The 20,689-nt window shown below is 64.7% G+C and carries 20 protein-coding genes; 9 read left to right on the top strand and 11 right to left on the bottom strand.

The window, feature by feature from the left end:
• Positions 1-51 precede the first annotated feature (51 nt).
• The 4 genes from KVY23_RS22090 to KVY23_RS22075 all read right to left on the bottom strand — a co-directional run bounded on the left by KVY23_RS22090 (position 52) and on the right by KVY23_RS22075 (position 3,583).
• A complete protein-coding gene (locus KVY23_RS22090; RefSeq protein ID WP_008720462.1) occupies positions 52-597 on the bottom strand; it encodes a signal peptidase II in 546 nt (181 codons plus the stop codon).
• Positions 594-2,549 (bottom strand): cation-translocating P-type ATPase, encoded by a 1,956-nt coding sequence (locus tag KVY23_RS22085; protein ID WP_008720463.1) that lies wholly within the window; start codon positions 2,547-2,549, stop codon positions 594-596. The genes KVY23_RS22090 and KVY23_RS22085 overlap by 4 nt, the downstream gene beginning before the upstream one ends.
• Positions 2,546-2,926: a helix-turn-helix transcriptional regulator gene (locus KVY23_RS22080; RefSeq protein ID WP_008720464.1), complete on the bottom strand. Its 381-nt coding sequence runs from the start codon at positions 2,924-2,926 to the stop codon at positions 2,546-2,548. Before KVY23_RS22080 ends, KVY23_RS22085 begins: the two co-directional genes overlap by 4 nt.
• Positions 2,927-3,223: 297 nt before the next feature.
• A complete protein-coding gene (locus KVY23_RS22075) occupies positions 3,224-3,583 on the bottom strand; it encodes a MerR family transcriptional regulator (protein WP_008720465.1) in 360 nt (119 codons plus the stop codon).
• Between the two features lie 428 nt (positions 3,584-4,011).
• Between KVY23_RS22075 and KVY23_RS22070 the strand changes: the two genes are divergently transcribed.
• Complete coding sequence (locus KVY23_RS22070) at positions 4,012-4,389, top strand: BlaI/MecI/CopY family transcriptional regulator (RefSeq protein WP_008720466.1); 378 nt, start codon at positions 4,012-4,014, stop codon at positions 4,387-4,389.
• Positions 4,386-5,342, top strand: a complete 957-nt coding sequence (locus KVY23_RS22065) for a M56 family metallopeptidase (RefSeq protein ID WP_008720467.1) — start codon at positions 4,386-4,388, stop codon at positions 5,340-5,342. Before KVY23_RS22070 ends, KVY23_RS22065 begins: the two co-directional genes overlap by 4 nt.
• 494 nt (positions 5,343-5,836) lie before the next feature.
• Here KVY23_RS22065 and KVY23_RS22060 read toward each other — a convergent pair whose 3' ends face one another.
• The 3 genes from KVY23_RS22060 to KVY23_RS22050 form a co-directional block, all read right to left on the bottom strand.
• Complete coding sequence (locus tag KVY23_RS22060) at positions 5,837-6,133, bottom strand: hypothetical protein (protein ID WP_008720468.1); 297 nt, start codon at positions 6,131-6,133, stop codon at positions 5,837-5,839.
• 883 nt (positions 6,134-7,016) lie between these two features.
• Positions 7,017-7,643 carry an HNH endonuclease gene (locus KVY23_RS22055; protein ID WP_008720508.1) on the bottom strand — a complete coding sequence of 209 codons (627 nt, stop codon included), beginning with the start codon at positions 7,641-7,643 and terminating at the stop codon, positions 7,017-7,019.
• A 93-nt stretch (positions 7,644-7,736) separates the two neighbouring features.
• The gene (locus KVY23_RS22050) at positions 7,737-8,978 is read right to left on the bottom strand and encodes a hypothetical protein (RefSeq protein ID WP_042940323.1); all 1,242 of its coding nucleotides are present in this window, start codon (positions 8,976-8,978) and stop codon (positions 7,737-7,739) included.
• Positions 8,979-9,485: 507 nt separating this feature from the next.
• Between KVY23_RS22050 and KVY23_RS22045 the strand changes: the two genes are divergently transcribed.
• On the top strand, positions 9,486-9,908 hold the full coding sequence (locus KVY23_RS22045; RefSeq protein ID WP_157226213.1) for a hypothetical protein: 423 nt from the start codon (positions 9,486-9,488) through the stop codon (positions 9,906-9,908).
• Positions 9,909-10,027: 119 nt separating this feature from the next.
• Here KVY23_RS22045 and KVY23_RS22040 read toward each other — a convergent pair whose 3' ends face one another.
• Both KVY23_RS22040 and KVY23_RS22035 read right to left on the bottom strand, forming a co-directional pair.
• On the bottom strand, positions 10,028-10,357 hold the full coding sequence (locus tag KVY23_RS22040) for a helix-turn-helix transcriptional regulator (protein WP_008720505.1): 330 nt from the start codon (positions 10,355-10,357) through the stop codon (positions 10,028-10,030).
• Positions 10,354-11,469 (bottom strand): site-specific integrase, encoded by a 1,116-nt coding sequence (locus KVY23_RS22035; protein ID WP_042940320.1) that lies wholly within the window; start codon positions 11,467-11,469, stop codon positions 10,354-10,356. The genes KVY23_RS22040 and KVY23_RS22035 overlap by 4 nt, the downstream gene beginning before the upstream one ends.
• 337 nt (positions 11,470-11,806) lie before the next feature.
• On the opposite strand from KVY23_RS22035, the gene KVY23_RS22025 reads away from it, so the two are divergent.
• The 3 genes from KVY23_RS22025 to KVY23_RS22015 all read left to right on the top strand — a co-directional run bounded on the left by KVY23_RS22025 (position 11,807) and on the right by KVY23_RS22015 (position 15,133).
• Positions 11,807-13,129 (top strand): acyl-CoA dehydrogenase family protein, encoded by a 1,323-nt coding sequence (locus tag KVY23_RS22025; protein WP_308071112.1) that lies wholly within the window; start codon positions 11,807-11,809, stop codon positions 13,127-13,129.
• Positions 13,130-13,273: 144 nt separating this feature from the next.
• Positions 13,274-13,723, top strand: a complete 450-nt coding sequence (locus KVY23_RS22020) for an Rrf2 family transcriptional regulator (protein WP_008720498.1) — start codon at positions 13,274-13,276, stop codon at positions 13,721-13,723.
• 105 nt (positions 13,724-13,828) lie between these two features.
• On the top strand, positions 13,829-15,133 hold the full coding sequence (locus KVY23_RS22015) for an acyl-CoA dehydrogenase family protein (protein ID WP_008720496.1): 1,305 nt from the start codon (positions 13,829-13,831) through the stop codon (positions 15,131-15,133).
• A gap of 601 nt (positions 15,134-15,734) precedes the next feature.
• Here KVY23_RS22015 and KVY23_RS22010 read toward each other — a convergent pair.
• Both KVY23_RS22010 and KVY23_RS22005 read right to left on the bottom strand, forming a co-directional pair.
• Entirely contained in the window at positions 15,735-16,460 is a 726-nt protein-coding gene (locus tag KVY23_RS22010; protein WP_008720488.1) for a YoaK family protein, read from the bottom strand.
• Between the two features lie 852 nt (positions 16,461-17,312).
• A complete protein-coding gene (locus tag KVY23_RS22005; protein WP_008720486.1) occupies positions 17,313-17,624 on the bottom strand; it encodes a DUF4229 domain-containing protein in 312 nt (103 codons plus the stop codon).
• Between the two features lie 80 nt (positions 17,625-17,704).
• Between KVY23_RS22005 and KVY23_RS22000 the strand changes: the two genes are divergently transcribed.
• From KVY23_RS22000 to KVY23_RS21990, 3 genes are all read left to right on the top strand, one after another.
• Positions 17,705-18,496, top strand: coding sequence for a DUF3105 domain-containing protein (locus tag KVY23_RS22000; protein WP_032373348.1), 792 nt, complete (start codon positions 17,705-17,707; stop codon positions 18,494-18,496).
• Positions 18,493-19,251, top strand: coding sequence for a DUF305 domain-containing protein (locus tag KVY23_RS21995; protein ID WP_008720482.1), 759 nt, complete (start codon positions 18,493-18,495; stop codon positions 19,249-19,251). Before KVY23_RS22000 ends, KVY23_RS21995 begins: the two co-directional genes overlap by 4 nt.
• Positions 19,252-19,490: 239 nt before the next feature.
• Positions 19,491-20,612, top strand: coding sequence for a M23 family metallopeptidase (locus tag KVY23_RS21990; protein WP_230558228.1), 1,122 nt, complete (start codon positions 19,491-19,493; stop codon positions 20,610-20,612).
• The last annotated feature ends 77 nt before the right edge of the window (positions 20,613-20,689 follow it).

Below are 20,689 nucleotides of genomic sequence, written 5' to 3'. Positions count from 1 at the left end.
TGCCGCACGCGACCGTCATGGAGGTCGATCGGATTCGAGGTCGGGGAGCAGTCATACGGATCGTTGCTCCGTGCCCGTGGGATCGACGCGGGTTCGGCCCTCCCGGAGCGACGCGAGGACGACCAGGACTACGCCGCATGTGAGGTAGGTGTCGGCGAGGTTGAAGGTGGGCCACCATCCGGTGTGGAAGTAGTCCGTCACGCGGCCGTCGGCAGCGCGGTCGATGACGTTGGCGGCCGCTCCGGCGACGACCGCCGACAGCCCCACCGTCCCGGTCAGTGAGCCGACGGGGACGGTGCGCCACGCGTACACGGCGATGGCGAGAGTGATGATGGCGGTGACCGCGATGATGACCCCTGGCGGCAGCCCGTTCCCGACGCTGAAGGCGACACCGCTGTTGTAGGCAAGCCTGAGTTGCAGCAACCCCAGTTCGATGACGCGGCCGTCGGAGAGTGCGCGGCGGGCGACGGGGTCGGCCGCGAGTGCCGCCGCGACGAGGACGGCGACGACGATCGCCAGGGTCCACCGGGATCGAGTCGCCGAGCGTCCCCCGGTCGAGACACCCGGCATCGGGCCCGAAGTGGGGTCTGGGCTCATGTCCAGGCCTCGGCTGCTGCCGGGGCAGGTGCGGGCACCGCTGCGGCGGACAGGGGGTGGGTGCGGCCGGCGCGGACTCCGTTGGCGATGACCACGATCTCGGCGAGTTCGTGCACCAGCACCACCGCGGCCAGGCCGAGGATTCCGAACAGGGCGAGCGGCATCAGCACGGTGATGATCGCCAGCGACAGCCCGACGTTCTGCAGCATGATGCGTCGGGATCGGCGCGCGTGGGCCAGGGCGTGCGGCAGGTGCCGCAGGTCCTCACCCATCAGGGCGACGTCGGCGGTCTCGATGGCCACGTCGGTGCCCATGGCGCCCATGGCGATACCGAGGTCGGCGGTGGCCAGTGCGGGGGCGTCGTTGACGCCGTCGCCGACCATCGCGGTCGACCGGCGGCCCTTCAGGTCGCCGATGATGCGTGCTTTGTCCTCCGGTCGCAGATCCGCGTGGACCTCCTCGATGCCGACGTCGGCGGCCAGTGCGCGGGCGGTGCGTTCGTTGTCCCCGGTGAGCATCGCGACGTGGTACCCGTCGCGGCGGAGACCGGCGACGACTTCCGCGGCTTCGGGTCGCAGTTCGTCGCGGACCGCTATCGCGCCGAGGGTGCGGCCGTCCTGTTCGACGAGGACGGCGGTGGCTCCGGCGTGCTGCATCCGTTCCACGTCCGCGGCCAGCGGGCCGGGGTCGATCCACCCTGGTCGGCCGAGGCGGACGTCGTCGCCGCAGAGGCGGCCGGTGAGGCCGGCTCCGGTGACTGCGACGACGTCGTCGGCGGGTGTGTGGTCGTCGACGGCGGCGAGGATCGCCGCGGCCAGGGGGTGCTCGCTGCGCACTTCCAGCGCTGCGGCCACGGCGAGGACCTGTTCGCGGGTCGCACCGTCCGCGGTGGCGACGTCGATGACGACCGGCTTGTTGCGGGTCAGGGTGCCGGTCTTGTCGAGCGCGATCACGCGGATGCGGCCCAGCGCCTCAAGAGCTGAGCCTCCCTTGACCAGGACGCCGAGTTTGCTGGCGGCGCCGATCGCCGCGACGACGGTGACCGGGACGGCGATGGCCAGTGCGCACGGTGAGGCGGCGACGAGGACGACCAGTGCGCGTTCGATCCATACCCGTGGTTCGCCGAGCAGGCTGCCCACGGCGGCGATGAGGGCGGCGGCGACCATGATTGCCGGCACCAGGGGCCTGGCGATCGTGTCGGCCAACCGCTGAGCCTCACCTTTGCGGGACTGCTCGGCCTCGACGATCCGGACGATCTTGGCCAGCGAGTTGTCCTCGGCACGTGCGGAGACCTCCACCTCGAGAACGCCGGTTCCGTTGATCGCCCCGGCATACACGTCGTCGCCGGGCCCGGCCTCGACGGGCACCGATTCGCCGGTGATCGCCGAGGTGTCGAGCGCGGTGGTGCCGCGGCGGATGGTGCCGTCGGTGGCGATGCGCTCGCCGGGCTTGACGATCATCATCTCCCCGAGCATCAACTCGGTCGGCGACACCGCCTGCTCGAGGCCGTCTCGTCGGACTGTGGCGGTGTCGGGAACCAGGGACAACAGTGCCCGTAGACCTCGCCGTGTGCGGGCGACCGCGTACTCCTCGAGGCCCTCGCTGATCGCGAACAAGAACGCGAGCATCGCGGCCTCGCCGACCTCACCAAGGATCACGGCACCGACCGCCGCGATGGTCATCAGGGTGCCGACACCGATCTTGCCGCGCGCGAGCCGCCGAAGGGTCGACGGGACGAAGGTGTAGCCGGCGACGATCAACGCGAGTGATTCGAGCACCAGGGTCAGCCGATCAGGGCCGCCGATCCAGTCAATGATCAGCCCTGCCGCCAGCAGTGCACCGGCCACCGCGGCAGCTCGGATCTCGGTGATCTGCCACAGCTTGTCGGGTTCGTGCTCCTCGTCGCCGTCCAGGCGGGGTTCGTCGTGGCCGCAGCCGCATGCGTCGCTCATCCGGTCACCGCCGACCCGGCGGGCGCGGTGCCGTAAACCGGGCAGAGTGCCACCGCGTTCCCCGTGACGGCGAGGAGGGTCTCGGCCGAAGCGAGCAGGTCCAACAGTTCCGGCCGGACGAGGGAGTAGAACACCTGCCGGCCCTGGGGGCGACCGACGACCAATCCGCAGTCCCGCAGGCACGCCATGTGCGCCGATACCGTCGACTGTGCCAGCCCCAGCTCGCTCACCAGGTCCGCTACACGCACCTCCCTGCTGGCGAGACGGCGAACGATAGCCAACCGTGTCGCATCGGAAAGGCTGTGGAACAACGACACTGCCGCATCGAAAGTCGACGTGGAACCGCCGGGCAGGCGGCCATCCTTATTGATCGTCATGCAACGATGATAGCATCTAAGCCCGGTATGATCGCTATGCGTGAATGCTCGGCCCCGGTCTCGTCGGCACGAGTCCGATCCTCGTCGTGCCGTACTGAGACAGGACGACGGCACGACGAAGAACACCTCCGTGGTGTGGGACCCGGTCACCGGACCTGCGGACGCACGCGACAAACCGCAGTTGCTCCGTACGGCGCGGTCGAGATCGCCGACTTCCCGATCGCGGTGGCACCTGCTACGAAGGCGCTTTCGATTCCCTACTCGCCGAATCCGTCCGAGACGGCGAGGAGGCCGAGGTCAACCAGCTGCATTGCGGGTCGAACGGCGCGCCGACGCGTCGGGAGTGTCGTCGAGACGATCGAACGCACCGGTCATTGCGGCATGCAGCTCGGTGAGCTGCGCGATCGACTCCTCCTCCCGGGTGATGTGCTCGCGCAGTGTTGGCCGCAGCCCGGTCTTCACAGCGGCGCAGGAGTCGTTCTCCCATGCGCGCAGCATCGTCTTGATCTGTGGCAGCGTCAGTTTCGAGCTTTTCGCGGCGGTGATGAACGCCAACCGTTGCTGTGCTCGTTTGTCGTAGACGCGGTACCCGTTCGGGGCTCGGTCCGCCGGCAGCAGCCCCTCGCTTTCGTGGAAGCGCAGCGTCGTCGCCGGCACCCCGTCGCCGAGGAGAGTTACGAGATCAGATCAGCAGGGCTTCGGCAAGCCTGGTCTTCGTCCGTACGCAATCGTCAAAGACTGCGCTCGCCCTGTCGATTCGTTCTGTACGACGCCGCGCGAGAGGCTCGCCCGGCAAGCTTCCCCCGACTTTCGGGAAGTCGGGGGAAGTATCCTATCGCAGGTCGTCAGCCGGTCAGCAACACATCATTGCGGCGCACATGTCCCCACACATGCCGGTGGCCATCATGATCTGGCAATCCCACCACGTCTGCAGGTTGGTCATCAGTTCGGTCATCGGAATCTCCCTCAATTCTGGTCCCGAGGAGACGGGACATCACGACCATATACTGAGTACGTACATAGATAGTAGATGTCGTGTTACCGACGACCCTAGGATCAGGAGACGACAGGGCAGGAGGCGATAGGTGCGGGTGAACGGATTCGGTGAACTCGAGGCGGTAGTGATGGATCGCCTGTGGGCCCGCGGTGCGCGAAGCACCGTGCGGGAGTTGTTCGACGAATTGGCCGAGCAGCGGGTGATTGCCTACACCACGGTGATGTCGACGATGGACAACCTGCACCGTAAGGGCTGGTTGGAGCGCACCCGTAGGGGCAAGGCGTTCGACTACTGGCCGACGTTGTCTCGCGAGGAGCACAGTGCCCGGCTGATGCGTCACGCGTTCGCTGCGGGCGGCAAGTCGGACCTGGTGCTCACCCATTTCGTCGAGCAGATGAGCGACGAAGAGTCGGAGCGTGTGCGAAGAGCGTTGCGCAGACTGACCGACCCCGGCCAGTCGCGATGACTCTGACTCTGTGCCTGCTGCTCTACGGGCTCGTGGTCTCGGTAGCCGGTCCGCCTGTGCTCGCGCGACTGACCCGCCGGGGCATCGCTCCGCAGCTCGGGATAGCTGCCTGGAGTGCAGCAATGGCGGTGGTGATCCTGACCTGGACCGGCGCGGCGATCATGCTCGTCACCGAAGCGGTGCATTGGAACAGAGACGCTCACTGGGTGTCAGCGTGCGTCGTCGAGGTGCTCCGGTCGATCGACGGCCGTGCCGCAGCACTGCTTCAGGGAACACTGATAGCAGTCTCCGCGGTCGCTGCGGCGGCGCTTCCGTTGGTGGTGTGGAGGGCTGGGCGGGGCATGCTGCGGATGCGAACGCACACGCTTCGCCACGCCCGGACGGCGAGGGTGATCGGCCAACGCCTGCCCGGTACCGACGCGGTGGTCGTCGACACCGCGGATCGGCTCGCCTACTGCGTTGCTGGCCGTCCGAAGACCATCGTGATCACTACTGGTGCCCTGGATGCACTCGTCCCGGATCAGTTAGGCGCCGTCTTGGCGCACGAACGTGCTCACCTAATCGGTCGCCATCACCTGCTGCTCGCCTCTGTTCGCGGACTCGCCGCGGCAGCTCCATGGATGCGGTTGTTCCGCGACGGGGCGACCGAGATCGCCCTGCTGCTCGAGATGTGCGCGGACGACAGCGCTGCCCGCTCCCATGGTCGGCGGGCGCTACTCGGTGGTCTGCTCGCCCTCACTGGTTCGTCCGTCGCTCCCGCGGGTGCCCTCGGCGCGAGCGGAGGCGACGTGCTCGCTCGTGCTCATCGCCTCACCGTCGCTGTGTCCACCCCCGTGCACGCGCGGGCCCGCACCCAACTGTCCTTGATCGTCCTCTCGATCACCGCGAGTCCGATCGTGTTCGGTGCCCTCGCCGCTGCGGGTGTGATCATGTGTGGTCCGATGGGCTCTTGAGTGGTCCTGCCAAGAGCGGGTCGATCGGTCAGTGGTGACGGCAGTCGCCGCGCCGAGCCAATTTCAATCGTGCGCCCTCGTCCGTCGAGCGACGGGTAGAACTGTCCCTCGGGTGCGGGGGCGTCGTTATGCAAGGCGATCAGGTTGCCGTCGGTGTCGACGGTTGCGAACTGCGTCGATCCCTGGTCCGTCGAGACGGGACGGCCCGCATCTGCGGGATGAAGAACGCCCGCACGGGACATCTCGTCGGATCGACGACCGCCGGATTCAGCGACGTCCGCGACTCCGCACTCAAAAAGGGATGCGGGCCCCCGAGCACGGCTGTATCACCTTCATTGTTCGGTGTCACCGAAGGCATTAACAGCACGCCGAACACCGTCAGTGCTTTCAGCAAACCGGCCTCCGGAGCTGTGCCCCGTCGACCATGCCGATCAGCTGACTGTATGTCACCGACGATACCAATGAGTACCCCCTGGGGTATCCCGATTCGGGTGTCAGCCGAGGATGGCTTCCCGGAGCTGAGCCATGCTCGGCGCACCCGCCGGCCCGTCACCTGTCATGTACACACGGCAGGCCAGACCGACTGCGGCGGATGTGTCGCCCATGACGTCGACGCCGTCGACGAGAACGGTCGGAGAGCCACGAAAACGCACCTGTTCGGCCATGTCCACCGTGTCCACGCGTTGATAGACGAGCACGGCGTCCGAGTGTTCCGCGGCGAGGAGCTGCAACCGTTCAGCAGTGACCGTCCAGTTCGGGCAACCGTCGAAATACTGCAGGGTGATCTCCATCCACCCACGGTATATCCGTGCTGAAGTTGGCAGCGCACAGGTCGTAGAATTCGATTACGCGGAAGGAGACGGAGTGCCGAACTTCTCCCGTCACTCTCGACGGAAAGGGCTTGCTCATGAATCTGTCCAGTGAGAGTGACGGCACCTCGGCCTGTTCCTGCTGTGGTCGCGATTTCCCGACCGTGAAGTTGCACTCCCTGGCAGGGGGAGCTGCCTATATCTGCCGACGTTGCGGACTGTGGGTTGCGATCCGTCGACGCTAGAGAGAACAGCGTGGGTGTACCGCTCTTCAGTAGGCTGCCTGCACCGATACGTCGTCTCGGCCATGGCGTACCGCCGTACGCAACCGGCGCGCGTCGCCCGTGCGGCTCGATCCGGCCCGTACCAAAGCCCGGGTCGGCGGCGTCCACCGCCGCGACCTTTCGCGGCCATGTCGCGCAGATTCTGCGATTGGTTCCCGTCGACCACGTGAAGAGGCTGTTGCTGCGCCTCGTCCAGCGTCACTCGTACACAGATCGGGTTGTCGGACATGTGCAATGCGTTCACCGACTCGTCGATCGACCCACCGAGCGCGATGGCCAACGCGTAGCGATGCGGGCGAACCACCCGCGGTTGTCCACAGCGGGAGACCCAGAAAGCTGGCAAGGGACACGTATTCGAAGCATGCAGTATTCCCTTGCTCCTGCGGTCGCGGCTGTGCCCGGTGTACGTAGCAGACCACTTTCGCTGATCTTTGCGTTAGCTTTGCCCTGGGACTGTCTGAATAACGGTGGATCCGGTCCTTGGACAGTGGAAACCTCGTAGACAAGACCGCGAGGCACACTCGGTGGCAGTATTTTGGATCTGGGTCTCCTCACCGCAGCGGCCTGAATGTGGGCCGACCTCACCACAGTGTGAACGGCAGCCCGGCGTGCTCGGCCACGTGAATTCTCTCCTCGATAGTGTCGCGGTCTTCGTGTTGTTCAAGGCTGGTTCGGATGGCGTCGGCGATGGCGCGGGTGCGCCCGGCCGGTCCGCGGACGTCGGCCAGTGGGCTGGAAATGTTGCGGCGGCGTAGGTCGTATTCGCTGCGGTTGGTGCGGTTCGTTCCCAGACGTAGGTGGGTGGGGTTGGTGCAGCCGGCGAAATCGCACTGATGGCACAGCACCGCATCATCGGTGTTGGACCACCCCAACCGCGGAATGACGCCGTATTCGAGCTGGTAGGCGAACAAATGCGCCGGCACGGTCCCGCGGCGGGACGGCCCGGGCAGACTCGCGGCGCGGAACGATCCGTGCCCGGTCGAGGACACCCTGGCAATCCAGGGCCAGCACCGATCGTGTTGGCGTCGATAGCGTTTGGACTCGAACCGGGCGACAACAGCAGGATTGTCGAGCCAGGACCGCCACAGACGTTCAGGGATCCGGACCGGTTGCGGCTGCCCGATCAGCGTCATCTGGAACGCCGGCGGCGCGGGAATGGCGTCCGGCATGCCGGGAAGGGGCAGCGGAACATCGCTGACGAACGACATCACCGACCTCCTGAAATCTCGATTCAAGCTGTTACCGCAATTGACGGTAGGCGCGGGGTCCGACAGGAACCAGGGGCTGTGGCCTGGAAGTTTTCACTCGGGTGGGTTGTCGATGCGGGCGGCGAGGTACTCAGCGTTGTCGCGGCCGGCGAGAGCGGACCAGCGGGTCGCCGCAGCCACCGACACTCCGAGCAGATCAGCAAGGACCGGTGCAGGGAGATCAGCTGCCAGCGCGCACAGCGCCGCACCGCGGGCCGGCTTCGTGAAGATTCCGGCCGTCTTGTTGAGGTTGGTGGAGAGCCTGCTTCCCGAAAAGTGTGTTCCAGGCCGGTATCCGGGGAAGAGCCACACCGGGGCATCCGGCGGTTGCTGCCGCGGTTGTTGCTCGTTTTCTTCGAGGAGTTCGGCCACCAGGGAGGCCAACGGCGGCGGAATCAGCACCGGCACCGTATGCAATATCAGGTGCATGCCAGTGTCGTCGGTGACGACGTCATCTGCGGTGAGTTCGACGATGTGGGTAGGGATTTGGGCGTACAAAAGCAGCAGGGCACCGGCGACCCGAAGCGTGAGGTCCAGATTGGGGTCGCGCAGGCATCGTCGCAGCAAGGCCCAGCGTTGGTCGTCGCCGAGGATGTGTTGCGGCAACCCTTCGCGTCCGAGGCTCGGTACGTGGAGGTCGGCGGTGAGGTGGTGAGAGTTCGCCCAGAGGAGGAAGTCGCGCAGTCGCCACCGGGTGGTCGTCCCGTCGTCGAGCCAGCGATCGACGTCGGCTTGGCGCGCGCCGGCCAGGTCGCGGTCGTGGTCGGTGAGCCAGGTCAAAAACTGTGCCGCGGCGGTAATGCGGGCGCGGGCGTAACGCGAGACGCTTCCCGCCGCCGGTGGGTGTGCTCCGCCTCCCTGGGCACGGTGCCGGGCTCGGTGCAGCACGGACCAGGCTGCGTAGGGGCGCAGCAGCAGAGCGATGTCGCGGGGCAGACCGTCGAGCAGTTCGTCGATCCAGGCATCTACGGCGTCGAGGTCGTGGCTGCGGTCGTCGAGAACACCGGTGTAAACGAGGACAGTACGCAGGTGGCGCACGTGGGTGCCTTGTTTGAGCCGGTCGAGGCTGGCATGAGTGATCGGATCACCCGACTCGACCAGCGAGCGCAGAAGGGTGACCCACTGCGCGCGGTTGAGCAGCTGGTGAGAGCGTTCCCTCGGGGTTTCGTCGAGCAGAAATGTGGCAACACTGGCGAGTTGAGGATGAACGCGTCCGCCGGGGCCGGTGAGGAGATCCCGGACGCGGGATTCGACGCTGCAGGACAGGCAGAAGGTGTTCTCGATCAACAGGCCCACGATTCCACAATGGCGGCAACGCCAGTTCCGGCAGTCTCCGGAACAAGGTCCGCAGATCCGGTTGCCGTGGGTGTCGATCCCGACGAGCGGCCGACTCTGACCGCACCCGGCGCAGGGTGCGGGGGTGCGTCGCAGGTGCCGGTAGCAGGACCCGCAGATGGCACCGATCGGCAGCGTCGTCTGAATTTTCACTGTCCGTGAGCATTGGACGCACCGGCGTTTCTGCTGGCGGCGGGCCCGGCAGGTCGAGCAGATCGGTTTTCCGGATGTTTTTCGCCCGCAGGGTTTGTCGGCGCCGCAGACGCTGCAGGTTCGGGTCGGCGGCACCCAGCAGCGGTAACAGATCCACGCGTCCATCGTCTCGGTGACGCGTCGGGCATACTCGGTTTCTTGCCCGCATTCGCAGCACTGATGAACACGTCCGCGGTGGTAACAGCGTGAACAGAGCGGCCCGTGTTCGGTGAGAGCGTGTGCGGGTGTGTTCTCTCGTCCGCATGAGCTGCAGGTGTGCAGTTTTCGGGGACCGCAGTTCTGGCACACAGGGTTTCCGTCGACGCGGTAGTAGATGCGCGCAGCCTTGCCGCATATGTGGCAGGTGTGTATTCGGTTCGGATCGCGTGCTGCGCAGCGGCTGCAGATGGTGCCGCCGGGTTCGCGGACTGTGGGTATGCCGAGTTCGCCGCACCGTACGCAGGTCGTCAGCCGCGTCTTGTTGTAGCAGCTTCGGCAGATGCCGGCGCCGTCGTCGCGGTACGGCAACGTCCGCACTTTTCCGCAGCGATGACAGTGGACTCGCCGCACACTCGGGTGCTCGGCGGCGAGCAGATCGAGAAGTGTCCGCAAGACGGCCGGCCCGGCCGGATCGCCGGCGGTGAGGGCGCCCGGGTGCTCGCTCAGATAGGTGAGCAGCCGCCGGGCGTTCGCCGGTAACAGTCCCAGAGCCGCGATCTGGGTGTGGAGGCGATCGGGGTCGGATCCGGGGATCCGCTCGGTCAGGAGTGCGACGATCTCCGCGCAGGTGTCTTCCGCGTTTGGGGGCGGGCGGCTGGTCACAGACCTTCGGGACGACGGATGGTGGTGCGCCGCACCACCGGCTGCGGGCGGGGTGCGTGGGTGTCGCCGGATGTTTTGGGGACTTGATGGTCGGCGGCGGTGATGTCGATCAGATCGGCGACGCCGACGTCGAGGATGTCGCACAGGGCGGCGAGGGTGTCCAGGCTCAGGCGCTGTGGGGTGGTGGTGACGAGGCGGAAGACTTGTTCGCGGGAGAGGTGGATTCCGCGTTCGGCCAGAAGCGGGACGAGGTCGGTGGTGGCGAACATGTTCCGGGTGGCCATGAGTTGGCGCAGGTTCCACCGGTAGGTCATCTTCTTGTTCACGGCTGCTCCCACAGGTCGGGGTGCCGGCTGAGGGCACGGAGGAGGAGTCGGTTGCGGTACTCGTCGGAAACTCCGGTGTAGATGGCGGTCGTGGCGGCGTAGGTGTGCCCGACCTGGGTGGAGACGAACTTTTCCGGGTAGTCGAACTCGACCAGATGGGTGATGTAGGAGTGCCGCAGACAATGCAAATCCAACGTCGGATCGAGGCCGGCGGCGTCGCGGGCGGTGACGAACGCTTCGTTGATCCGGCGCAGCGAGATCCGTCCGGCGCGTTCGGTCACCCACACCGCGGGATGCGCGCCGACACCGAACGCGGGCCGGATCTCGCCGCACCACTGTTCGAGGACGGGAACGATCCAGTCCATTTCCGGGACGGTGAGCACGGTCCGGCGTTTCGGGGCGCTCCCGCGGGACGATTTCCCCCAACGCACGAACAGAGCGCCGCAGCGCCCGAAGGCGGGCGCTTTCGGATTGTGCCGCAGGTCCGCGAGGTCGAGTCCCCAGGCTTCGCGGCGGCGGAGCCCATAGGCGTAGATCGTTTTCAGGAGCGCGGCGTCGCGCATCGCGGCCAACGATCCTTTGCGGCGGTGGGCGCGGATGTCGTCGACGCGGCCGTCGGCGGCGTCGAAGAGGGCTTGGATTTCGTCGTAGGTCAACGGTCGCCGGCGGGGGTCGCCTTCGTAGTCGGCGACGTGGACGATGCTGTTCCATTCGTGCAGCACCTGTGAGGGGGCGACGCCGAACCGGTCGAGACATTCGGTAGTCCAGCCGTAGCGGGGATCGGTCAGATATTGCAGGAACATCCGCAGAGTGGTCTCGTAGAGGCGTGCGGTGGTAACGACGATCGGCTGCGGCCTGCTCCGGCAGTGGCCGATGAATGCTTCGATGTCCGCGCACGTCCACTGCCACGGGTATTCGTTGGCGAATTCCATGACTCGGCGGACCAGGATCAGGCGGGAGTCGATGGTGGCTGCTTTGAGGAATCGGGTTCGTTGTTGCAGCGCCCATCCGGCGAGCATCGCCTCGAACACCGCGGTGTGCGGGTCGAGGTGGGTGACCCCGCCGGCGAGGACGAGGTGCGCGGCACCGGGAAGATCGACCGTATCGACCATGTTGTAAACGATGCAACATTGCTGCACTGTTAGCAACAGCTAACCGATTTCCTACTCATTCGAGCGGAAACGTTGCGGCGCCGTCCCCAGATGGGCAGTCATACGGAAACAGCGCACGGCACCGAAAAACCGACACATTGGTAGACACAATCATGACGAACGTCGAGGGGCCCTGAGGGGGCGGGTGCCCTAGCCGGTGAGGATGCGGTAACGCGGTGAAACGAGATGGTAACGGATTAAATCGGTATTTGTAATACTGATTTGCGATCTTGGTGTGAGCTCCGCAAGCGACGAAGCTCGCGGCAGCCTGGTAGGTCACCGAATCACTTCCCCCACAATGGAGTCAGCCATGACCATCAACTTCACGATGTCCACCGAACAACGGAAGCTTCAGCATGAAGTACGCGAGTTCTCGGAAAACGTGCTCGCTCCTGTGATCACAGCGGCCGATGCAGAGGTTGACCCCCTCATTGGTTTTCAGATGACGAAACCCGCTTATATCGAGGCCTATCGCGCAGGAATTTCTATGTGCATGCTACCGAAAGCGTATGGCGGCGGCGGGGTCTCATGCGTCGACCTGGTTATTGCCGCCGAAGAGATTTGCGTCGTGGACCCCGGGTTCGCCTGCACGGTTCTCTGTAACGGCCTTGGCCTGATGCCAATTGCCTGGTACGGCAACGACGAGCAGAAGGAAAGGTTCCTGACCGCAGCAACTTCCGATCCTACCGGCGAATACCTCGGCGGCTGGACTGCGAGCGAGCCACCCGGAAACCCCTCCGGCACAGCCAACTTCGATATCGATCTACCACGGCCAGCCGGAGTCGGGCTCACCGCAGTTCTCGACGGCGACGACTACGTAGTGAACGGACGAAAATACTGGCCCTCCTCCGCGGGATGGGACGAGCAAGGAACCAACGCAGGGACGCTGATCGTGCGCACCGACTCGGAGAAGGGAGGTACGCAGGGGTTGTCGGCGTTGATCCTCGAACGAGGAACTCCCGGCGTCACCTACCGCCACCTGGACAAGATCGGCCACCGACTTGCCTCGAACGCGGAAATCGTCTTCGACAACGCCCGAATCCCCGCTGCCAACCTCCTCCCCGGTGCAGCCGGCAACGGCGACCTGGTCATCAACCGCAACTTCGCCTGGTCAGGACCCGTCGCGGCCATCGCCGCCGTCGGCATGGCACGCGCGGCGTACGAAATGGCGCTCACCTGGGCGAAGACGAACACTGGCGGCGGTTTGAAGCCCATCATCGGCTTCCAGAACGTCGGGTACGTACTCGGTGACGTGGCATCCAAGATCGAGATGGCGCGGTACTTCTCCTGGCGAGCTGCCGATTATTTGGACAAGCACGACCAGCACGCCGAACTGGTCGGAGCGATGAACAAGATCCAGGTCACCGAGCTCATGTTTGACTGCGTGTACAAATGCATGCAAATCGTAGGCGTCAACAGCCTCGAGACGCAGAACGGATTCGGCAAAATCCTGCGCGAGGCCGCCGTGCTCCCGATTTACGACGGCGGAAACATGGGCATGCAACGTCGCCGCGTCCACGGAATCCTCGCCGATCCAACATTCAACCCGCGGGCCATCATGGAAGACGAGTACGTCAGGTTCGGTAAAGAGCACGAAGGCATCGGAACACTCGCAGGCTGATTTTCTCGGGATCGCTTGTTCGGCCGGTAGAGGAACTGTCCTCTGCCGGCCGAGTCCCCTGAGGTTCGTCGAGTCCATGCTCAGCAAGCAATGCACTGACCCGCACCTGTAGAGTCCGGACCAGTAGCAACGGAGGCGAACAGGATGAAACACACGAGTCACGCCGACTACGCATTGCGGGTTCTACTGTACTTACGTGTCGCGCCTGGACAGCGCGGTTCGGTCAGCGAGATAGCTACAGCCCACAAGATCTCACGAAACCACCTCGACAAGGTCGTGCAAAAACTCGCCGGCGCCGGATTGGTCGAGACTGTGCGCGGTAGAGCGGGCGGGGTGAGTCTCGTCAAGGACCCATCGGACATCACCGTCGGCGAGATCATGAGAACGATGGAAACCGATTACGCCGTCGTCGAGTGCCTCGGCGCCGTTCGGTTCTGCCGCGTTGCCGGCGTCTGCGGCGCACGAGATGTCTTCAGTCGCGCCCTGGACGCATACTTCGAAGTCCTGGACCAGTCGACACTCGAGGAGATCGCAACAAACGATTACGGGCTGCGCGGCGCACTCGGCCTATCCGGACGCGCAACCACACACTAATCGACACCGACCCATCGACAATCCGATCTCACACAACCCTTCACCACACCGTACGTGAACATCGAAGCCGTACAGCGGCAACGCTGTTGACACGAAGGTCCTCCTATGCCCATCGACTTCGATCTGACCGACGAGCAAAAGCAACTCAAATACCACGCGCGAGATTTCGCAACCGGCGTTCTGCGCCCAGTCTCGGAACACGCCGACGCCATTACAGACCCCCAACACGCGTTCGCCACGATGAAACCGGTCTACCGCGCTGCCGCCGAAGCAGGTTTCACCACAATGTTTCTCCCCCGAGAATTCGGGGGCGGTGGAGCATCGAACATCGACTTCCTCATCGCAATCGAAGAACTGTGCGCGGTCGACCCAGGCTTTCCCACCATCGTGCTAGTGAACGGACTCGCGCTCATGCCCATCGTGTGGCTGGGCAGCGACAGTCAGAAGGAAAAATGGCTGCGCAGAGCCACATCGGACCCGGACGGCTCGTTTCTCGCAGGATGGGTTGTCAGCGAACGCGGAGGAACTGCTAACTTCGACCACCCAAGCCCATCCGCTGGAATACAGTTGCTGGCCGACCACCACCCGCGCCAAAGAAACTACGCACTGAACGGCGAAAAACACTGGCCCTGCAATGCGGGCGGTTGGGACTTGAACGGCGCCGATCTCAACGTCTGCGTGGCACGAACCGACCGAACTAAAGGCGGAGAGAGCGCCCTCAGCGTATTCGTCATCGAACGCGGCACCCAAGGCATCGAATACGAAGTCATCGACAAGATGGCCCATCGGACATGCCAAAACGTGACAATGACCTTCCGCGATGTACGTATCCCGGAAGAGAACATCTTGACTCAGGGTGACGGCGACCTGCTCATCCAACGCAACTTCACCTGGTCCTCCCCTATCGCCAGCATCGCCGCCGTCGCGGTGGCACGCAGCGCCTACGACTTCACCCTCAAATGGGCCAAAACCTACACCGGAGGTGGAACCTCACCGATCATCAACCATCAGGCCGTCGGAAATCTCCTCACCGAGGTTGCATCACGCATCGAGGCCGGCCGCTACTTCTGCTGGAAGACCGCCCATTACATGGATAAACATCCAGGCCAGGGACATGCGCTGGGTGGGATGAACAAAACCTTCTGTGGTGACCTCATGCAAAAAGTTGTCTACGACTGCATGCGTATCGTCGGCGTCAACGCCCTCGACCGCCGCTTTCCCTTGGAGAAGCTCTACCGCGAAGCAATGGTCTTTCCGCTCTACGACGCGGGAAACCTCGCCATGCAACGGCGCCGCGCGTGGGGCGTCATGGCCGATAGCTCGTTTTCCGCCGACACCTTCGTAGATGGGAATCCACTCGAATTCACGCGCTCGATGCAGGGTTACGGTTCCCGTATCGATCACAGCTGAAGCCAGGACCCCAGGAGCACTTCGAACTGTGCTTGTCGCGCACTTCGTGAATCGCGAACTCGGAACCGGTCAACGGCCGGCTGAGTTCGAGCATCAACGCGTACCGATGCGGGCGCACGACCCGCTGCCGTTCGTCGTGCATCAGCCAAAAGCCGGCAACGCGTAACTATTCGAAACATAGATCCGCGCAAGGTTTGAGAATCTCCTGCGGTAAGTTGGTATCGGTCGAATGCGTCCCCGGATGCAATTCCGCTCAGTTTCTGCCGTATCCGTCGTCGGCAATGGCTCCGATCCGGATCGCACACGGGGACCGATGCGGCCGTGCACGACGTAGCTGCGAAACCGAGCTCGCTCGTCGGCGTCGCCGACTATTGACGGTTTCGGCACCGACCTCCCAACCCACCTAGCAACTACCGGCATCGCTGACGCCTTGGCGAAGAGATCAGGGCCAAGCGAGAGATGGTGTGTATCGAACATCCTCTCCACACGCTCAAACCGATTGATTCACGTTGCGACAGTGTTTCTGTTGGTCGAGTCCGCCGGTGGAGCAGAACGATCTCGGGAGCGCGGACCCGTAGGTTTTCGCTGGCCGGGAATAGACCTATCCCCATAGGGATCGTCGCTCGGTGTGAGTGAAGGTGAAGATGCTTGCAAGCAGGCTGATGGCTGCGGTAACCAGGAGTACTTGAGGTCCGGTGATCGCGGCACCGATCAGAGCCCCGGCTGCGCCTCCGGCTGCGAAGGACCCGAGAAGCATTGCATAGCAAAGCCAGTCGAGGTAAGTACCGCCGCCCAGTAGGTGTCTTTCGATCCCTTGGCCCAGTTTGACGACGGTGCCGGTGACGTAGCTCAGGGGGATGTAGGTTTCTTCTCGTTTCGTGAATGCTGTGTTGAGCGCGCCGAGAGCGAACGCAACCAACAGAATGGGATAGAAATTTACGTCGTCGGACGCCCAGCCGGATATCCCGATATCGATGAGCCCTGCCGCGGCGAGGGCGATGGTCGTGACAACTGTTGCTCCGTGTGGGTGATTGGACCAGTATCGGCGGCGGCAGATCGACGCGATCACCACTCCCGCCAGAAAGGCACCCATCAAAGCCAGCGCCGCCCACGGCGATGCGCCGGGTGCAACGGGCTTACCTTCCGGACTGCCGAAATGCCCGATGACGGCGCGTTCGGTGTTGCCGGTCATGAACGTCACGAAATACCCCGCCGAATGCAGAAATGCGACAGCACCCACCATTCCGGCCAGCGCGGACAGTATCCACGACAGTCGCGCCTCCGCGCCGACGGCTGTTTCGCGGCTGAGTGCCACAGAAGATGTCATGCAACCAAGTCTCCCGGCCGTGTACGGAGCCGCAAGTCGATGAGGTGCAGCTCACTCGGCGGTTCTTCGGTGTTCGTATTCCCTTCGGAAGCAATCGAACTCCCACCTGCACCTCGTCTGCCGACCTCGGTGACAAGCCCACCCAGCGGTGTAATTTGCGTGCTCAAGTAGCACGAACTCGCGGCCCATCCGCGCGTGGTCAGTTCCATCCCTGTGGATCGGTGGGCGGCACAGTGTCCGGATATCAGCCGATGAGTCGGAAGGCTTCCGTCCCGCCGAGATGTGGGAACGCTGGCGTACTGTCCTGCGGTTCTATCGCTACCCCTCGACGCTACTACTCACCGAGCACGTACCGGGGGAGACTTTTCCCGGTATGTGCAGGTGGCCGGTGCGTCCAGGCCCCGTCGCCGTTCCGATCGACCGGTGGGGTCGTGCCGTTTCCCGCCGACCCGATGCCCCAGGTAGCGGTCGGGGCGGTCATCGCTGCTCACCGCTCCGGGCGACTGCCCCGGCGCGATCCACGCCCGCCCCTGTCGTGGCGACGCGGTCGTGGCGAGCGGGAAACTGACGTCACCGGCACACCACCGCACCCGGTGTCAGCTGCACCAGGCTCGGACTACTAGCTAATCGGTGTCGATGCCCGCCGCCGTGCCCACGCCGCTCTGGCCGATGTGCCTGACCTCGTCGATGATCTCGAGTATCGGATCGAGACTCTGATGCACCGCACCCTGGAACTACTAGACATCGAGCCGGACGCCGAAGCGTCCGTCGAATGGGTCGGCGAACAGTGACCGACACGGACGATCCGCCAACGCCAACGCCAACGCCAACGCCGAAGTCCGTGCGCCGACGTCACGGTTTGTCGGTGCCGGGTCGTCCCGCCGCGGGGCCTCGCTTCTTGATCGAGCGCGTGCGATCGACTGCTTCGATGTCCGCATTGATGGTTCGGCGGAGCTTCCTCAGGGTCAGTGCCGACAGCGGCAGGCTTGCTGCAAGTGCGCCAAGCAGTACCAACACGAAGGAAATGTCAAGGCTCGTCAGTGCGTCGACGGCCAAAAGCACTCCTGCGGCGACACACACGAAGAGCAGGCGTGCACCGTTGTAGGCCAGCACATGAAGGGCAAGCTGCCCGCGAGCAGTTGAGGGTGCGCGGAACACCGGCATCGGCCGTCCTGTCGTGCGTAGGGGCTTCCTGGGACCTTGATTCAAATACTATGGTGCATAGTATTTGATGGAGGAGCAATATGAACAGCAGCAGAAACCCCGCCCGAGGCCGACGGAGCTCGACTCGGCGATCACGCCCAGCCGGAGTGCCCGGGGGCGTGCGCGCTCCCTGGGCGGTGATAGGCGCGGGTGTCGTCATCGTCGTGCTCGTCGGTGCGATCGGATACAACCTGGCCCCCCGCGTCCTCGAACGCAATCAGGCCGAGCGGTTCGCGCCGACCGCCGACGACCCGGACCCCTCCCGCGGCATCGACGGCGTCGTCGAGGTCGAGTATCCGGCCGCGCGGCACGTCGAACCAGCTCAGAGAGTTGCCTACGATCAGAGTCCGCCGTTCGGCGGCCCTCACGACCAGACCTGGGCGACGTGTACCGGAGTGGTGTACCCCGTCCCGCTACGCAGCGAGAACGCGGTTCATTCGCTCGAACACGGGGCGGTGTGGGTGACGTACGACCCGAACCGGGTCTCCTCCGACGAGGTCGGTTCACTCGCCGGGCGGGTCGAGGGCGAGCCCTACACGATGATGTCGCCCTACCCGGGCCTGACGGCACCGATCACGCTGCAGTCGTGGGGCCATCGACTCGAGCTCGACAATGCCTCCGACCGGCGCATCACTCAGTTCGTCGCTGCTCTGCGACAGAACCCCTCGACCCACCCCGAGAGCGGAGCCAGTTGCTCGACCATTCCCGGCGCGTTCGATCCCGACAACCCGCCGCCGTTCGACGCCAGCGAGCCAGGACCGGACGCGGTGCCCCTCGAGGAAGACCCGGCCCTCGACAGTGCGCCAGCGCCGATGGGGGAGGGGAGTCGATGACCGTGCACGGCCAGGCCGACGATGCCCAGATCGACGATGCACAGAACGACAGTGCACAGAATGACGCCGCGGAAACGGGACCCAGATCCAGGCCCAGGGCACTGCTCATCGGCTTGGCGGTGACAGCTCTCGTCCTGTCCGGCGTCCTCATCGGCGTACTGCTCACACCGGACAGCGCACGAGTGGCCGTACCGGCATCGAATTCGGTGGATGTGGGTTTCGCGCAGGACATGTCGGTCCATCACAACCAGGCGATCGAGATGTCGGCGATGGCGTTGGGACGCTCGACGGATCCGGTCATCCGGACCCTCGCCTTCGACGTGTTGACCTCGCAGCAGAGCCAAGTCGGCACGATGCAAGGCTGGTTGACACTGTGGGACAGGCCATATCTGCCCGACGGCCCGACGATGACGTGGATGACCGGGGCCAGCTCGACAGGGGGTCACCCGATGGACATGAGCGCGTCCGCGAACGACAGCGGACAGGACGCGACGTCGATGCCCGGCATGGCCAGTACCGCCGAGCTGACGGCACTTCGCCGGATGAACGCCGAAGAATTCGACGGCCGGTATCTACAACTGCTCCGCCGCCACCATCGTGGGGGAATCCCGATGGCAGAGCAGGGAGCAGCGAACGCGACAGTTCCCGCTGTCGCCGCGCTCGCGGGCTCGATCGCCTCCGCGCAAACCGCCGAGGTCGGTCAGATCGATGTCCTGCTGAGCGCACACGGGGTCTCACCGTTGCCGGAGAGCTGACGCCGATATCTAAATACTATGTTGCATAGTAATAACGATTGGGATGACCCCCATGACCGGCATCGGCACGCATGAAAAGGCGTCGAATCGTCGAGTTACTGTGCAAAGCACTCACTTTCGACGCCGAATCGATAGGCGAAACAGCGACGAATGCAGTCGAGAGTGTGACAGAAGGGGCTTGTGGTGTCGATGGGATCACGCAACACTGACCCACGGCCGACACGGCATCCACTGCGATCGTGACCGGCATTCAACGAGAAGGGTGGGGTGACCACGTGAACAACGCGGGAAAGACGACGCCGAGCGGCGGGCGACGTCGCGCATGCCGAGGTGCGCGGACATACGTGATCGTCGGTGCCGCACTCGGTGCGGTGTTCCTGCACGCCCCGGTAGCCGAAGCGAATCCGGGTCAACCGGCCGTGGAGTCCGGGGACGAGGTCGAAGGTCAGCAGACCGCCGACGCCGTCAGCCGGTTGATCCGCCTGGCCGATCGGGCCGCGACAATCGGTACCGATCCGATCGCGGTGGCAGACCTCGCAGCCTTCGCATCCTCGACGTGGGCCGCCGCCCAGGCCGGCGGCGTCATCGCGGACACCGCCGGCCCGGTGTCCGCGTCGGCAGGATGCATCGTCGACGCCATCGCCCGTGGAGTCTCGAATGCCCCGGCGCAGTCCCTGTCCTGCCTGGCCCCGTTGGCGACTCTCGACCCACTCCTGGCCCTTCGTATCGCCGCATCGCTCCAGGTCGACGCCCTCGACCCCGCAGTCCCGCATGACGGCGACCGAGGTGGGGAACAGGATCCGGTGACGGGCAACACCGGCCGCGATTCGCCCGTGCCCGGCACCACCGACACCCCTCCCGCATCCGAGACGACCGCGCCCGAAGATTCTGTTCCTGATGCAGCACAGCAGCGCGGTTCCACGTCCGGTGGCTCGGCCACCTCCCGAGGTACTGCGTCTGCTGTCGCACCCAGCAGCGGACTGGTCACCTCGAATTTCGGCACCCGAAGCGGGACACAACACGGCGGTGTCGACATCGCCGACTCACTGGGCTCACCGATCGTCGCCGCGGCCGATGGAACGGTCATCAGCGCCGGGCCCGCACAGGGCTTCGGGCTGTGGGTTCGGATCAGACACGACGATGGATCGATCACCACCTACGGGCACAACAACGGAAATTCGGTCACGGTGGGTCAGCGCGTCCGTAAGGGCGATCGGATTGCAGAGGTCGGGAACCGCGGTAACTCGACGGGTCCGCATCTGCATTTCGAGGCGACTTCTCCCGCGGGACAGAAGGTCGATCCGCAAGCCTGGCTCGGTGAGCGTGGAGCCAGAATCGGGGTGGGCACACGTGCGCGATGAATGCGCCCGATCAGGCCCTTGCCAGTAAGCGCGATCAGGCGATGAGCTCGCGGCAGTCCCCGAGCGCGGGACGGCCG

The organism is Rhodococcus sp. I2R (assembly GCF_020889545.1).
Classification (GTDB): Bacteria; Actinomycetota; Actinomycetes; order Mycobacteriales; family Mycobacteriaceae; genus Rhodococcoides.
The sequence above is the reverse complement of the archived record's forward strand: the minus strand, read 5'-3'. Positions and strand labels throughout refer to the sequence as shown.